Raw genomic sequence first — 15,204 nt, forward strand, 5'->3', positions numbered from 1 at the left:
CAGAAGCATAAGCGATACACCTCTTTCGTGATCATGTGCCGTTCCTCACCCCCAGCACGGCCGCGACTCAGCTTCGAGGACGGAGGACCAACTTCCCCTTCGTCCGGCGGGCGAGCAGGTCCTCCTGCGCGTCGCGGGCCCGCGCGAGGTCGTACTCCGCGCCGACCAGCGGCCGCAGCCGACGCCGCGCCGTGAGGTCGAGCAGTTCCTGAAGTGCCGGGCCGCCGGCCCCGTCGCGGGCGAGGAGCGGGACGAGCCAGAAGCCTGCGACGGTGAGGCTCTCCAGCGCGAGGCGGCCCGGCGCGATGGCGGAGGCGGCCTGCCGCGACGAGGCGCCGTAGGTGACCAGCCGCCCGAGGTACCCGAGCGCGCCCAGGGCGGAGTCGAGGACCGGGCCGCCGACGGCGTCCAGGACGACGTCGACCGGGCGGCCGCGATTGGCGTCGAGGACCCGCTCGCGGTAGCCCTCCGCCGCGCCGTCGATCGCCACGTCCGCGCCGAGCTCCAGGGCGAAGGCGCGCTTGTCCTCGGACGACGCCGTGGCGATGATCCGCCCCGCCCCGAACTCCCGGGCCAGTTGGACGGCGAGGCTGCCCGTTCCGCCCGCGGCGGCATGGACCACCACGCTCTCGCCGGGAGTCATACGGGCGGCCGACCGCAGCAGGTGCCATGCCGTCAGCCCCTGCACGAGCAGGGCCAGCGCCTCGCCCGCAGGCACCCCCTCCGGCACCTCGACCAGGTCACGGTCGGCGACCACCGCCTTTTCGGCGTATCCCCCCTGCGGCAGATAGCCCAGCACCCGCCGGCCGTCCGGGGTCCGGCCGACGACCTCCAGACCGGGAATGCGCGGGAGCGGCCCCTTCAGCGCGTACGGACCGTCGGTGTGCTCGCCCGCGATCTGCTTGATGTCCCCGAAGTTGACGCCCGCGGCGGCCACTTCGACCAGTGTCTCGCCCGGCCCCGCCACCGGGTCCGGTACCTCGGCCTCCGCCAGCACCTCCGGACCGCCGAACCGCTCGAACCGCATGGCGCGCATGAGTGCCCCTCCCAGATGTCGGACTGATCGCCGTTCCGTCGCCAAACTACGTGGCCTACGAAATCAGTGCGCTGGGCCGTCGCTCCCGGTGGCGTGCGGTGCGAACGCCAGGATGGCGACGTCGTCGTGGAACACGCGGGTGTGCAGCGGCAGATCCGTGTTGAGGAAGTCGACCACGTCTCCCGGGCCGGGCGCGGGCCGGTCGGCGAAGCCGTGGCGGAGGCGGTCGAGGAGGGGGTAGAAGGCGCCGGTGGGGTCGCGGGCCTCGATCAGGCCGTCGGTGCACAGCAGCAGGACGTCACCGGGGGCGAAGGGGTGGGTGTAGGCGACGGGGGCCTCGTCGACGAGGGTGGCCAGTCCCAGCGGCAGGGCGGGCGGCCCGGTGAGGGCCGTCACCTCGCCGCCGGAGATCAGGACCGGTTCGATGTGCCCGTGATTGACGATCGTCACCAGGCCGGCGGGCGCGTCGTACTCGACCAGGGCGGCGGTGACGAACAGTTCGTCGTCGCGGATCTCCTGGGCCTCACGGGCCAGGCACCGTTCCAGACGGGCCGCTACGGACAGCAGGTCCCCCTGGTCGTAGGCGGCTTCGCGGAAGCTGCCGAGGGTGTCGGCGACGGTGCGTACGGCCTTGAGTCCCTTGCCGCGGACGTCCCCGATGATGGCGCGCTCACCGGCCGCGGTGGCGAGGATGTCGTAGAGGTCGCCGCCGACCATGGTGCCGACCTCGCCGGCCCGGTAGAGACCGGCCGCGAGGACGTTGCCCACCTGGTGCGGCACCGGCCGCAGCAGGGTCCGCATCAGGGCTTCGGCCACCGAGTTGGCGCGGACCAGATACCGCTCCTGGCGCTGGCGGTGGGCGGCCAGCGCCATGCCGAGGGCGCCGACCAGGCCGGTGGCGACATACGCGGCGACGTGGTGGTTCTCCCACAGCTGGTGGAGGTTGTGGCCCGTGCAGCACGGCGTGCCGGCCACCACGCCCAGCAGCACGACGGCGAAGACCGTGACCAGGCCGACGCCGACGGGACCGAGGGTGTAGGCGGCGACCACCGGCAGCGCGATCAGCAGGAAGCTCACCGCCCACGGTGTGGGGGTCACCGTTTCGAGGAGCATGACGAACACGACGTAGGCGAGCGGCAGCCAGCGCATCCACGCGGGCGGGCGGGGCACCTCGAAGCCGCTGTTCTCCACCATCGGCGCGCAGCCGTCGGCCGGCCGGCGGCGGTCCGGCCGGCGGCGGTCCGGCCGGCGGCGGTCCGGCCGGCGGTCGCGGTGTATCCGTTCGAAGACCGTCTCACCCGATCTGTTCACTCACGGACTCCCGGTACGGCCGTGCACAAGGGCCACAGCCTCGCGCGCCCGAACGGCCCCGCCCGGCCATTACGCCGTCAGCGGCATGTCATACGGCGTGTCCGTCAGGGCAGCGGGAAGGGGAGGGTCATGTCGGTGAGCGTGCCGGGGCAGGCGCAGGAGCGCTCCTGGGGAAGGCGGCCGAGGGCTTCGAGAACGAGGCCGCGCAGGCGCTCGGTGTTCTGGGCGAAGACGGTGAAGACCTCCTCCTGGGAGACGCTCTGGTGGGCGTCGATGCCCGCGTCGAGGTCGGTGACCAGGGCCACCGCGGTGTAGCAGAGCGCGAGTTCACGGGCGAGCACGGCCTCGGGGTGCCCGGTCATGTTGACCAGCGACCAGCCCGCGGCGGCGTACCACTGCGACTCGGCCCGGGTGGAGAACCGCGGCCCCTGGACCACGACCATGGTGCCGCCGTCGGTCGCCCCGGTGCCGGTCGCGGCGGCCGCCGCCAGCACCGCCCGCCGGCCGTGCGCGCAGTAGGGGTCGGCGAACGAGACTTGCACCGCGCCCCGCTCGTAGAAGGTCTGCGCACGCCCGCTCGTGCGGTCCACCAGCTGGTGGGGGACGACGACGGAGCCGGGGCCCAGTTCGGGACGGAGCGAGCCGACCGCGCAGGGGGCGAGGATCTGGCGGACGCCCAGCGAGCGCAGCGCCCACAGGTTCGCGCGGTAGTTGATGCGGTGCGGGGGTACGGCGTGACCGCGTCCGTGGCGGGGCAGGAAGGCGACCCGGCGGCCGCCGGCCGGGCTCAGGGTGATCGCGTCGGACGGCGCGCCGTAGGGGGTGTCGACGGTGACGCGTTCGGCGTCCGCGAGCAGCTCGTAGAAGCCGCTGCCGCCGATGACGGCGAACTCGGCGGTGGGGGTGGTGGTCATGTGTCCTGTCCCGCTGCGACATGAAGTCGCTCCACATTAGTGGAGCACCCGCGCCGTCAGGCCGTGTCGGAACCTCGCTCCAGGTATCGGGTCCGTGCGCGCCGGGAGCGGATCGGCGCCTGCCGGCACTCCGCTCGGTAAGCGGCCGGCGGGCCATGCAGAAATCAGCACGGCCGGCAACTCGGCAAAGAATGCGGAAAAAGAGGAGTGCGGCGAGTTTCGTTTCCGGCCGGGATCCGGTGTCGGCGGGAAAAGGAGCCCACCACCCGTTCGGCGCAGCGGAACCGACGTCGGGCCGCCCCGGCCTCTCACGCTTCACGATAATGAGATCGCAAGTGGTGTCGAAAAAAACTGGTGTCAAAACCTCTGACGTCGGGAGTTCATCATGGAATCCGGTTCCAAGGTCTGGAACTGTCCCTTCGACTATGCCGAGGCCCTTGAATTCGATCCGACGCTCAAGCGTCTGCTGACCGAAGAACCCGTCGCACGCATCAAGCTGCCGTACGGGGAGGGCGAGGCCTGGCTCGTCACGCGGTATGACGACGTCCGCACCGTGACGACCGACCGGCGCTTCAGCCGTCACGCCATCATCGGCCACGACTTCCCCCGGATGACGCCCGAGCCGATCGTCCAGGACGAGGCGATCAACGTGATGGACCCGCCCGCCAGCAGCCGCCTGCGGAGCCTGGTGTCCAAGGCGTTCGCCCCGCGCCAGGTGGAGCGCATGCGGGCTCGTACGAAGCGGGTCGTGGACGAGCTGCTGGACGGGATGGAGCGGCACGGGTCGCCGGCCGACCTGATGGAGTCCCTGGCCTCCCCGCTGCCCCTGACGACGATCTGCGAGGTCCTCGACATCCCCGAGGCCGACCGCGCCCAGCTGCGCGCCCACGCCCGGACGATGATGGACATCGGCCTGGACAACAAGGACAACGCCGTACGGGCCAAGGCCGAGATGCGGGCGTACTTCGCGACGCTGACCGCACAACGGCGCCAGAACCCGGGGGACGACCTGATCAGCGCGCTGGCCACGGCGCGGGACGGCGACGAGCTCCTCGACGAGCGGGAACTGACCGTCATGGCCATGGTGCTGCTCATCACCGGCCAGGACACCACCACCTACGAGATCGGCAACCTCGCCTACACGCTGCTCACCCGGCCCGCGGAGCTGCAGAGGGTGCGCTCGCGCCCCGAGACGCTCCCGCAGGCGATGGAGGAGATGCTGCGGTTCATTCCCTTCCGCAAGGGCGTCGGCATCCCCCGGGTCGCCCTGGAGGACGTGGAATTGAGCGGGGTGACGATCCGGGCCGGGGACATCGTGCACGTTTCGTATCTGACGGCAAATCGGGACGGCGCGAAATTCGAGCGGCCCGACGAGCTGGATCTGGAACGCCAGGGACCGTCCCATATGACGTTCGGCTGGGGCGGGCATCACTGCCTGGGTGCCCCGCTGGCCGTCACCGAGCTCGAAGTCGCCCTCAGCGCCCTCCTGGAGCGTTTTCCGGAGCTGCGGCTGGCCAAGCCGGCCGATGAAGTGCCCTGGAACAAGACCTCGATCTGGCGCTATCCGGTGGAGCTGCCGGTCACCTGGTGACGGTGTGCCACAGGCGGGCATGCGGTTTTTGCCCGCCTGGCTTACCGTTATGGTTCGACCAGTTGGCCCATCTGGACAAGGAGAGTTCATCCCTCGGGGAGAGTTCCTTCTTCGAAGGCAGGCCCGCCGAATCGAATTGAGCACAGGGATGTGCACTGGCGGACCACGGTCTGCAAGGAGTGGAATCCCATGGCAGTTCTGTGCAAACCAGCGATAGCCGTCCCCGAATACGTCATCACCCAGGAAGACACCCTCGAACTGGCCCGGCGGCTGCACAAGGACCATACGCAGCTGAAACTGGTGCTCCGACTGATCGAGCACACCGGCGTCCGCACCCGGCATCTGATCCAGCCGATCGACAAGGTCCTCAAGCACCCGGGCCTCGACGCCCGCAGCGAGGTCTACGAGGAGGAGTCCAAGGCCCGCGTCCCCGCCGTGGTGCGCCAGGCACTGGACCAGGCCGAGCTGGAAGCACGGCAGATCGACCTGATCGTCTACGTCTCCTGCACCGGCTTCATGATGCCGGCGCTGACCGCCTGGCTCATCAACACGCTGGGCTTCCGGTCGGAGACCCGCCAGATGCCGATCGCGCAGCTCGGCTGCGCGGCGGGCGGCGCGGCGATCAACCGGGCGCACGACTTCTGCACGGCGTACCCGGACGCCAACGTGCTCATCGTGGCCTGCGAGTTCTGCTCGCTGTGCTACCAGCCCACCGACCTGGGCGTGGGATCGCTGCTGTCCAACGGTCTCTTCGGTGACGCGGTGGCCGCCACCGTGGTCCGCGGCAAGGGCGGCAAGGGCATCCACCTGGAGCGCAACGGCTCGTACCTCATCCCGCACACCGAGGACTGGATCTCCTACGCGGTGCGGTCCACCGGATTCCACTTCCTGCTGGACAAGCGGGTGCCGGGCACCATGGAGCCGCTCGCCCCGGCCCTGCGCGCGGTCGCGCAGGAGCAGCAGTGGGACGCGGGCAACCTGGACTTCTACCTCGTCCACGCCGGCGGCCCGCGCATCCTGGACGACCTCAGCCGCTTCCTGGAGGTGCCGCCGGAGGCGTTCCGCTTCAGCCGGGCGACGCTGACCGAGTACGGCAACATCGCCAGCGCGGTGATCCTCGACGCCCTGGGCCGGATGTTCGACGAGGAGTCCTCCCGTGAGGGCCACCGCGGTCTGCTGGCCGGCTTCGGGCCCGGTATCACCGCGGAGATGTCGCTGGGCACCTGGACCTCGACTCCGGAAGCGGCGGAGTGACCGTCACGGCCGATCACCGCGCACACAGCGAAATCCGCCGTCGGCCGCGTGTCCAGATGTCACAAACCAGGGCATCTTGACACGCGGCACGGCGCGATCTATCCAGAGGGTGGAGGCGGTGCTCTCTCCATACCAGCAGGTGAGAGGGCCTGCGACCAGGTAAGGAGAGGACCATGACACGTGCAGTGGGTATCGACCTCGGGACGACGAACTCGGTGGTCAGTGTGCTGGAGGGCGGTGAGCCCACGGTCATCGCCAATGCCGAGGGGGCCCGCACCACCCCGTCGGTGGTCGGGTTCTCCAAGGGCGGCGACGTGCTCGTGGGGGAGATCGCCAAGCGGCAGGCCGTGACCAACATCGAGCGCACCGCGCGGTCGGTCAAGCGCCACATGGGCGACGCCGAGTGGCGCTTCCCCGAAGGGGGCGGCGAGATCGACGGCCGGCGCTTCACCGCCCAGGAGATCTCCGCGCGGGTGCTGCAGAAGCTCAAACGCGACGCCGAGCAGTACCTGGGCGAGGACGTGACGGACGCCGTCGTCACGGTCCCGGCGTACTTCAACGACGCGCAGCGCACCGCCACCAAGGAAGCCGGCGAGATCGCCGGGCTGCGGGTGCTGCGGATCGTCAACGAGCCCACCGCCGCCGCCCTGGCCTACGGCCTGGACAAGGAGAACGACCAGACGATCCTGGTCTTCGACCTCGGTGGCGGCACCTTCGACGTGTCGCTGCTGGAGATCGGCGAGGGCGTCGTCGAGGTCAAGGCCACCAACGGTGACACGCATCTGGGGGGCGACGACTGGGACCAGCGGATCGTCGATCACCTGACCAAGCAGTTCAAGAACGCGTACGGCATCGATCTGTCCCAGGACAAGATGGCCACCCAGCGGCTGCGGGAGGCGGCCGAGAAGGCCAAGATCGAGCTGTCCGCCGCCACCGAGACGACGATCAACCTGCCGTACCTGAGCGCGTCGGCCGAGGGCCCGCTGCACCTGGACGAGAAGCTCACCCGCTCGCAGTTCGAGCAGCTGACCGCGGACCTTCTGGAGCGCTGCAAGACGCCGTTCCACAACGCGGTGAACGATGCCGGGATCAAGGTCTCCGACGTCCATCATGTGATCCTGGTCGGCGGCTCGACCCGGATGCCGGCCGTGACCGAGCTGGTCAAGGAGCTGACCGGCAAGGACCCCCACAAGGGCGTCAACCCCGACGAGGTCGTCGCCATCGGCGCCACGCTGCAGGCCGGTGTCCTCAAGGGCGAGGTCAAGGACGTCCTGCTGCTGGACGTCACCCCGCTGTCCCTCGGTATCGAGACCAAGGGCGGCATCATGACCAAGCTCATCGAGCGGAACACCACGATCCCGACCAAGCGCTCGGAGATCTTCACCACCGCCGAGGACAACCAGTCCTCCGTGCAGATCCAGGTCTTCCAAGGGGAGCGCGAGATCGCGGTCTACAACAAGAAGCTCGGGATGTTCCAGCTGACCGGTCTGCCGCCGGCCCCGCGCGGCGTCCCGCAGATCGAGGTCTCCTTCGACATCGACGCCAACGGCATCATGCACGTCACCGCGAAGGACCTGGGCACCGGCAAGGAGCAGAAGATGACCGTCACCGGCGGCTCCTCGCTGCCGAAGGACGACATCGACCGGATGGTCCGCGACGCCGAGCAGTACGCGGAGGAGGACCGCCGCAGGCGGGAGGCCGCCGAGACCCGCAACCAGGCCGAGCAGCTGGTCTACCAGACCGAGAAGTTCCTCAAGGACAACGAGGACAAGGTCCCCGGCGACATCAGGACCGAGGTCGAGGCGGCCGTCGGCGAGCTGAAGGAGAAGCTCAAGAGCGAGTCCGCCGAGGGCGACAACACCGCGGAGATCCGCACCGCCACCGAGAAGCTCGCGGCCGTCTCCCAGAAGCTCGGCCAGGCCATGTACGCCGACACCCAGGCCGCGCAGGCCGCCGCGGGCGGCACCGGGGGCGGCACCGAGGGCGGCGGCGGGCAGCAGGCCGGGGCCGAGGACGACGTCGTGGACGCCGAGATCGTCGACGACGACAAGAAGGAGGGAGGCCCCCGATGAACCGCCCGCCCCACGTCCGCGGCCCCGCCCGCCCGCGGCTGGCACTCGTCGGACGCGGGCCGCAGGACAGCCCCGCCGTGCTCCCCTCGCGCACCGCCACCGGCAAGGAGCGGACCGCCACCGGGCCGCCGGAGACGTCCGAGGCCGCGGCGAGCGCCGAACTGCGCGAGCGCACGGCCGACCTGCAACGGCTCAAGGCCGAGTACGACAACTACCGCAAGCGGGTCCGCCGCGACCGCCAGGCCGTCGCCGAGATCGCCGTGGCCAATGTGCTGGGCCGGCTGCTGCCCGTGCTCGACGCGCTCGCCGAGGCCGCCGAGCGGGGCGAGGTGACCGGCGGCTTCCGGCGCGTCGCCGACGCCCTGGAGACCGAGCTGGCGGCACTGGGCCTGCAGCCCGTCGCCCGGCCCGGCGCCCCCTTCGACCCCCACGTCCACGAGGCGATCACCTGTACCCGCACCGACCGGGTCAAGGGCCCCACCTGCTCCGTGGTCGTCCGGCAGGGCTACCGGGTCGGCGGGCAGCTGCTGCGCCCCGCCGAGGTGACCGTCGCCGCACCACCGGACCGGGGCGCGTCCGGCAGACCGGGGCCGGGTCAGCGGGGCGGCAACCCGCCGTGCGCCAGGGCGCGTTGAGATCCCCCGGGGCCGCCGGCGGAGCGGGCCGGACCGCCCGCGCCGCTGTGTGAGCGTCCGGCCCGCGAGCGGCGCATTTGCCCCGGACCTGGGGCGGTGTGCGAGAGTGGTCGGCCCGGTCGGCCGGGCCCGCCGCGCGCGCAGCCGCTGCCGGGCTCCCCTACCGCACACCGACGGCTCCGGCGCGCCTCGCGCGCGGGGCCGCCGGCTCCCGTACGTGTCCCCTACGTCCTTCCCAGAGAGCGATGCAGGCAACGACCCTCGTCCCCCGGACCGCCGACCTGTTCGACCAGGGCCTGGAGCGCCAGGCCGGCTCCGCCCTGCTGCGTTTCGGCGCCGCGCGGCAGCGCCCGGCCGACCGGATCAGCTGGTCCGGCGACGGCGCCGCCGCCTGGCTCGACGGCCCCCGCGGCCACGTATGGAGCGTCGGCTCACCGGACGCCGCCGCCGGACTCGTCCTGCGCGCCGCACACGGGCTGGCCGGCGGTGTGCGGGAGTTCACCGGCCCGCGCGGGACCGACGCCCTGGTCGGCCGCCACCTGGCGGTGGCCGACGCCGTCGAGTGGGTCTTCCGCTGGACGCTTGAGGAGCCGCCGGTCCAGCGGGGCGAGGAGCGGGTGGCCGCGCTCGACGAGACCCACCACGAGGAGCTCTTCGCCTTCCTCACCGAGCACAGCCCGGCCCACTCCACCGGCCCCGGCTCCTCGGAGGTCAGCCTGTGGGCCGGCATCCGCGACGACGCCGACGGACGGCTGGTGGCCTGCGGCGCCCTGAGCAGTCTGCGGGACAGCGGCGCCCCGCTGATGGCGTCGGTCGCGACCGACGCCGCGCTGCGCGGCCAGGGACTCGGCGCCGCGCTGACCGCCTGGCTGACCCGGCTCGCCGTACGCCGGCACGGGTTCTGCACCCTGTGGCAGCTCGCCGACAACGCCCCGGCCGAACGCCTCTACACCCGCCTCGGATACCGCAACGAGGACCCCTGCGTGGCCGCCCGCATCGGCGCGCGCTGAGGCTGCGGGGCGGGCGGGCGCGCTCTACACACCCGTGGCGGACAGCAGTTGGCGGGATATCTCGCGGACGACGACGTCGGTGTGCTCGTTGAGGTAGAAGTGGCCGCCGCGGTAGATCTTGAGGTCGAACTCCCCGGTGGTGTGGGTGGCCCATGCGCGGGCCTCCGCGACCGTCACCCGGGGGTCGGCGTCACCGATCAGGGCGGTGACCGGGCAGCTGAGGCCGGGGCCGGGCGCATAGCGGTAGGTCTCGGCGGCCTTGTAGTCGCCGCGGAGGGCCGGCAGGACCATGCTGCGCATCTCGGGATCCTGCAGCAGCCGCGAGTCGGTGCCGCTGAGCTCCTCGACATCGCGGATCAGCTGGTCGTCGCTCTTCCGGTGCACGAACTCGTCCCGGTGCGCGGACGGCGCCCGCCGTGCGGAGGCGAACAACACGACCGGGGCGACGCCGTGTTCGTGCTCCAGCAGCCGGGCGACCTCGAAGGCGAGCGAGGCGCCCATGCTGTGCCCGAACAGGGCCAGCGGGCGGTCGGTCCACGGGAGCAGCCGGGGGACGACCTGACGGGCCAGCTCGGGGAGGGAGTCGATGCACGGCTCCTTGCGGCGGTCCTGGCGGCCGGGGTACTGGACGGCCAGGACCTCGACCCGGGGGGCCAGGGCCGCCGAGACCGGGAAGTAGAAGCTGGCCGCGCCGCCGGCGTGCGGGAGGCAGACCAGGCGGGTGCCGGCTCCCGGGGCCGGGTGGAAGCGCCGCACCCACAGGCCGTTGTCCTCGGTGGTGTTCATCGACCGCAACTCCTTTGTTTCTTCGCTCGCTCGGACCGCTCGGGTCAGTCAGGTGTCGACAGGGCGCACGGCGGACTTCGTGTGCGCCGGGCGCCTGGGGGTGTCCGATGGATCAAACCCTAGAGGGAAGATCCCGGAAGGCCGCGGTGAGCGGCGTACAAGGCCGCGCCGTGGAGTGTACGTTCCGTGCATGAGTGGCGCGGCGGGTTTATCGGAACCGCGCATTCCGCGGCCGGGCGCCCACGCCGAATCCGGCATCGTACGGGGTGTCCGCGGGCCCCTTTCCGAAAGCTTGACTGCAATTTTTTGCACATCGCCCGGTGGATAAACCCCGTCGGACGCGAGGTGAAATTTTCTGCAGATGCATCCGGAGTGCAATTCTCGGCAGGTGAGCGGCTTCACCACGGCTCCCACCTGCTGCGTTCCGACTCACAATGCATCACGCCGGAATAACCTTGACGACATTACTGAGCCGAAGATAGCTTCGGGGCTGCCGCAAAGCCGCACGATCTTGTGGGGCGGCGCGGCCGATGGGGGTGGCTGACGTGGAGTCGGCCCGGGCCGCGCGCTCGGGCCGGCCCGCGCGGCCCAAGCGGACGAGTCCGTGGCAACGGGGTTCTGGGGGAAGGCGTGACGGGGGTGCGGGACGGGGTGGACACCCCGCTGGCGTGTGGGCCGCAGGGCACAGTCCACCACTACGGAAACCGCTTTCCGTTCAACGAATTTCCGCACGTTACACATTTCTTTTCCACCCCCGATGCGGCCGCCTTTTCGGCCGTCGCCGCATTTTCCGCACGTGGCCGCGCCGCCGGTGGCCGGCGCATCTGATCACAGGAACTCGACGGGGGACTTGAAATGAACTCGGCCGACTGCTGACACCTGCGAGAAGCGCTGCCCTGCGAGGTAACCGAACTGCCCCGCAGCATGTTCACCCCTACCGCCTCGCATGTCACTCCGCCTCTGCCCCCACACGCCACCACCCGAGGGGATCCGAAAAGCATGCCCGCCGCAACGCTGTCCAGCGCGCCCGCGCAGCCGCCGTTAACGGAAGAAGGGAAGTAGCCCCATGCCGAACCGCATTCTTCTGTTGGCGCTGACTCTCGGTGCGTTCAGCATCGGCACCGACGGTTTCGTCATCAGCGGTCTGTTCGTGCTGACCGTGGCCCTGCTCACCGTCTTCACCTACCACCGGCGTCGACGCCACCGGAGTCGGCGTCTTCCTTCTGGTGTGGGGCGTCGCGGCGGCGCGCGTCACCTGGGTGCCATCAACCGCTTCCGCACCCCCGCCGCCGCGCCCGTGTGAGCCACTGCTTTCCCGCTCAACTGAACAGGACCGTCGGGCCCCTGTCCGCCGGCTGACGGACGGTCCGGACTGTCGCTCTGCGCACGTTGAAGAGAGGTATCCAGTGACTGGCAGACAGCAGGTCGAGGAATTACTGCGTCGCGCCGACCGCCGCGTCGGTCCGACGATCGAGAGCATCGCCGGACCGCCCACCAGAGGAGAAGTGGCCGACCAGCACCCCGGTGTCGAGTACTTCGAGCTGGCCGACAGCCTGTTCCGGACCGCACGCAAGGAAGTGCTGCTGGTCAACGGCCAGATGAACGGGTTCCGCCGAGAGGACATCGATCGCTTCCGGGGCAGCATCGCCGCCCTGGGCGAGCGGTCGATCGCCGTGTCCGTGATCTGCCACCCCGACGAACTCGACGGGCACGGGCGGCAGGAGTTCCTGCAGCGGATCGGCCGGGAGCACGGGGCGCAGACCCGGATCAGCACCGTGGACCTGCACGGGATGCTGGTCATCGACCGCAGGCGCGTCCTGATGTGGCCGGCCGAACACGGCCGCAACTGCCTCCTGGTCCACTCCCCCGTCATCATCGAACCGCTGCTGACGCTGCTCGACGCCAGTTGGGAAAGCGCCTGCGACCTGGAGACGTTCGTCCGCTACCACCAGAACATCCTGGACGAGAAGACCCCGCAGATACTGCGGCTGCTCGGGTCGGGGCGCAAGGACGAGGTCGCCGCCCGCCAGCTCGGCGTCTCGGTGCGGACCTACCGCCGCCATGTCGCGAGCCTGATGGAGATGCTGGGTGCCGAGTCCCGGTTCGAGGCGGGGGTGAAGGCGGCGGCGCTCGGGCTCATCGACGTCGACATCCGCGGTGGCGCTCCCCGTCCCGCCGCGCCGCCCGGGCGCCGGGCCGTGCCGGTGGTCCCGAGCCGGCGGAGCGGCCTCGGCCCCGCTGCCGCCCCGGAGATCAGGGGCGAGGGCGACCCGGCCGACGAGCAGCTCGGCTGCGCCGCCACATCCCTGGCACTGCGGCGGCCCCGTCGCGGCGCCGGCCCGACGGCTCCCTGGGCGGCCCGCTGGTGCCCGAGGTGATCCCGCCCCGCCCCCGCCCACCGCGATGGCAGCTTGCTGCCTTGCGGGCGGGGGCGGGGCGGGCCCGGCCTACGCTTCCCCCGAGGTGTTCCCCCGAGGGGTTTCCCCTGCGGGGCAGGGCGCAGACGACGCGACGGAAGTGATCGGGGACCGTGCACACCACAGCTGCCGACGATGCGACGCCGATGTTCGCGCGGGACAAGACCATCTGGTTCCACCACTGCGACCCGGCCGGCATCGTGTTCTATCCGCAGTACCTGCTGCTGATGAACGAGATTCTGCAGGAGTGGTTCGAAGCCGGACTGCGGACCGACTACGCGGGGCTCTTCCAAAAGAGGCGGCTCGGCATTCCGACCGTGCGGCTGGAGTGCGACTTCCTCGCGCCGAGCCGGCTGGGGGACACCGTGCGGTTCAGCCTCGCGGTGCACCAGATCAAGACCAGCTCGTTCCACCTCGCGTTCTCGTGCACCGGCGCCGACCCGGCCGACGTACGCGTGCGGATCAAGGCCGTTCTGGTGTGCATGTCGCTCGATTCCCACCGGCCGGTGCCGATTCCCGACGACATCCGTACCGCGATGCGGGACTGGCTGGTCCCGGCGGCCGACGCGGAGACCACCTGACAGGGGAAGGACGAGAGCGAGAGATGGCAGACGAACTGGTGCTCACCGAGGGCATGGGAGCGGGCAACTTCTTCCGCACCGCGGCCGCCGCCGGCACGATCGCCGGCAAGAGCGTCATCGAGCTGGACAAGGACTACCACCACCCCGAGGGCCACACCGTCCGGGCGTTCACGCTCGCCGAACTCGACGCGCTCACCGACCGGGTGGCCGCCGGATTCCAGCGCGACGGCATCGGGCCCAAGGACCCGGTGGCGCTCTTTCTGGACGAGAGCGTGCGCTATCTGATCCACTACATCGCCCTCACGAAGATCGGCGCCATTCCGGTCTTCCTCAACAGCCTGCTTCCGCCGGACATCGCGGCCACGTTCATCTCCCGGGTCGGCGCGGTGGCGGTGGTCTGCGACGGCAGGCTCGACAAGGGGGCGCTGGACCTCCCCTTCTACGACGCCGACCCGTACGCCGCCGAACCCTTCCGGGCGTTCACCCACGCCGACAACGACCCCGTCCTGATCGCGCACACCTCCGGGACCACCGGGGTACCGAAGGCCGTCCAGTTCAACCACCTGGGCTTCTTCTTCGGCATCAGGCAGCAGATCGGCGCGGCGCTCGGAGCGCGCGTGCTGTCCGCGCTCCCGCAGAGCCATGCGTCGGCGATCTCGGTGCTGATGTCCTGCGTGGCCCGCGGCAGCCGGGTCCTGCTGAGCACCGGGCGCGAGCCGGAGGGCCTGGCGGAACGCATCGAGGAGTTCCGGCCCGAACTGGTCGCCGCCTTCCCGAAGGTCTTCGTCGACCTGTGCCGCCTCGACCTGGACCGCTACGACTTCGCGTCGGTCGCCCGCTGGATGTCCACCGGGGACGCCAACCACGAACGGCACATCCGACGGCTCGTCCGGCTGGGCAACCACCGCGACCGCAGCGGGACCATGACCCCCGGCTCCCTGTTCATCGACAACTTCGGCTCCTCGGAGTTCGGCTTCGCGATGTTCCGGCAGGTCCACTCGCCGGCCACCGACCGCTACGGCCGGTGCATAGGGCGGCCCTTCGACTGGATCGACGCCCAGGTCTTCGACGACACGGACACGCCGGCGGCGCACGGCACGGTGGGGCGGCTCGCGCTGAAGTCCCCCACCGTCACCGCGGGTTACTGGAACAACTCGCTGCTGAGCGAGAGGAACCGGGTGCGGGGCTACTGGCTCACCGGTGACCTCGCCTACCGCGACGAGGAGGGCCGCTTCTACCACGTCGACCGCACCTCCGACAGCATCACCACTCCACGGGGCACGATCTACAGCTGCCAAATCGAGGAGTTGATTTTGCGTCAGATTCCGGAGGTTTTCGACTGCTCCCTGGTGCACACCTCGGCCACCGCCGACGCGCCGCGGCACCTGGTCCTCACCGTCGACCTGTCCTCGGCCGGCACCGACCTGGAGGCGCTGCGCACGCGGATCAACGCGGCGCTGTCCCAGGCGCGGTTCCCGATCGTCGACCGGCTCGTGGTCAAGGAGTCGGACGACCACGTCGGCATGACCGGCAAGGCCCTCAAGCGCACCATGCGGGACGCCTACCAGAGCGTGTGACACCTCCGCCCGCCCGGGCG

The 15,204-nt window shown here is 70.7% G+C and carries 13 protein-coding genes; 9 read left to right on the plus strand and 4 right to left on the minus strand.

The features are described from left to right. Positions 1-67: 67 nt before the first annotated feature. The 3 genes from ACZ5XZ_RS27550 to ACZ5XZ_RS27560 form a co-directional block, all read right to left on the minus strand. Entirely contained in the window at positions 68-1,036 is a 969-nt protein-coding gene (locus ACZ5XZ_RS27550) for a quinone oxidoreductase family protein (RefSeq protein ID WP_468982686.1), read from the minus strand. 63 nt (positions 1,037-1,099) lie between these two features. After that, positions 1,100-2,347, minus strand: coding sequence for a PP2C family protein-serine/threonine phosphatase (locus ACZ5XZ_RS27555; RefSeq protein ID WP_468982689.1), 1,248 nt, complete (start codon positions 2,345-2,347; stop codon positions 1,100-1,102). A gap of 104 nt (positions 2,348-2,451) precedes the next feature. Then, on the minus strand, positions 2,452-3,261 hold the full coding sequence (locus tag ACZ5XZ_RS27560; RefSeq protein WP_468982691.1) for an S-methyl-5'-thioadenosine phosphorylase: 810 nt from the start codon (positions 3,259-3,261) through the stop codon (positions 2,452-2,454). A gap of 385 nt (positions 3,262-3,646) precedes the next feature. Here ACZ5XZ_RS27560 and ACZ5XZ_RS27565 point away from each other — a divergent pair, with 385 nt between their 5' ends. The 5 genes from ACZ5XZ_RS27565 to ACZ5XZ_RS27585 all read left to right on the plus strand — a co-directional run bounded on the left by ACZ5XZ_RS27565 (position 3,647) and on the right by ACZ5XZ_RS27585 (position 9,823). Beyond that, complete coding sequence (locus tag ACZ5XZ_RS27565; RefSeq protein WP_468982693.1) at positions 3,647-4,852, plus strand: cytochrome P450; 1,206 nt, start codon at positions 3,647-3,649, stop codon at positions 4,850-4,852. A 189-nt stretch (positions 4,853-5,041) separates the two neighbouring features. Beyond that, positions 5,042-6,106 (plus strand): type III polyketide synthase, encoded by a 1,065-nt coding sequence (locus tag ACZ5XZ_RS27570; RefSeq protein WP_468982695.1) that lies wholly within the window; start codon positions 5,042-5,044, stop codon positions 6,104-6,106. Positions 6,107-6,279: 173 nt separating this feature from the next. Next, entirely contained in the window at positions 6,280-8,178 is a 1,899-nt protein-coding gene (dnaK, locus tag ACZ5XZ_RS27575) for a molecular chaperone DnaK (RefSeq protein WP_468982697.1), read from the plus strand. Continuing rightward, positions 8,175-8,813: a nucleotide exchange factor GrpE gene (grpE, locus tag ACZ5XZ_RS27580; RefSeq protein ID WP_468982699.1), complete on the plus strand. Its 639-nt coding sequence runs from the start codon at positions 8,175-8,177 to the stop codon at positions 8,811-8,813. Before dnaK ends, grpE begins: the two co-directional genes overlap by 4 nt. Positions 8,814-9,058: 245 nt before the next feature. Beyond that, positions 9,059-9,823 carry a GNAT family N-acetyltransferase gene (locus ACZ5XZ_RS27585; RefSeq protein WP_468982701.1) on the plus strand — a complete coding sequence of 255 codons (765 nt, stop codon included), beginning with the start codon at positions 9,059-9,061 and terminating at the stop codon, positions 9,821-9,823. A gap of 24 nt (positions 9,824-9,847) precedes the next feature. On the opposite strand, the gene ACZ5XZ_RS27590 is transcribed toward ACZ5XZ_RS27585, so the two are convergent. Beyond that, the gene (locus ACZ5XZ_RS27590) at positions 9,848-10,609 is read right to left on the minus strand and encodes a thioesterase II family protein (RefSeq protein WP_468982702.1); all 762 of its coding nucleotides are present in this window, start codon (positions 10,607-10,609) and stop codon (positions 9,848-9,850) included. Between the two features lie 1,066 nt (positions 10,610-11,675). Here ACZ5XZ_RS27590 and ACZ5XZ_RS27595 point away from each other — a divergent pair. The 4 genes from ACZ5XZ_RS27595 to ACZ5XZ_RS27610 all read left to right on the plus strand — a co-directional run bounded on the left by ACZ5XZ_RS27595 (position 11,676) and on the right by ACZ5XZ_RS27610 (position 15,184). After that, positions 11,676-11,912: a hypothetical protein gene (locus ACZ5XZ_RS27595; protein WP_468982705.1), complete on the plus strand. Its 237-nt coding sequence runs from the start codon at positions 11,676-11,678 to the stop codon at positions 11,910-11,912. Positions 11,913-12,015: 103 nt separating this feature from the next. Continuing rightward, positions 12,016-12,987, plus strand: coding sequence for a helix-turn-helix transcriptional regulator (locus ACZ5XZ_RS27600; RefSeq protein WP_468982707.1), 972 nt, complete (start codon positions 12,016-12,018; stop codon positions 12,985-12,987). Positions 12,988-13,139: 152 nt separating this feature from the next. Continuing rightward, positions 13,140-13,607: an acyl-CoA thioesterase gene (locus ACZ5XZ_RS27605; protein ID WP_468982708.1), complete on the plus strand. Its 468-nt coding sequence runs from the start codon at positions 13,140-13,142 to the stop codon at positions 13,605-13,607. A gap of 23 nt (positions 13,608-13,630) precedes the next feature. Then, entirely contained in the window at positions 13,631-15,184 is a 1,554-nt protein-coding gene (locus ACZ5XZ_RS27610) for a class I adenylate-forming enzyme family protein (protein WP_468982710.1), read from the plus strand. Positions 15,185-15,204: the final 20 nt, after the last annotated feature.

This window comes from Streptomyces sp. NPDC033270, from assembly GCF_055576575.1.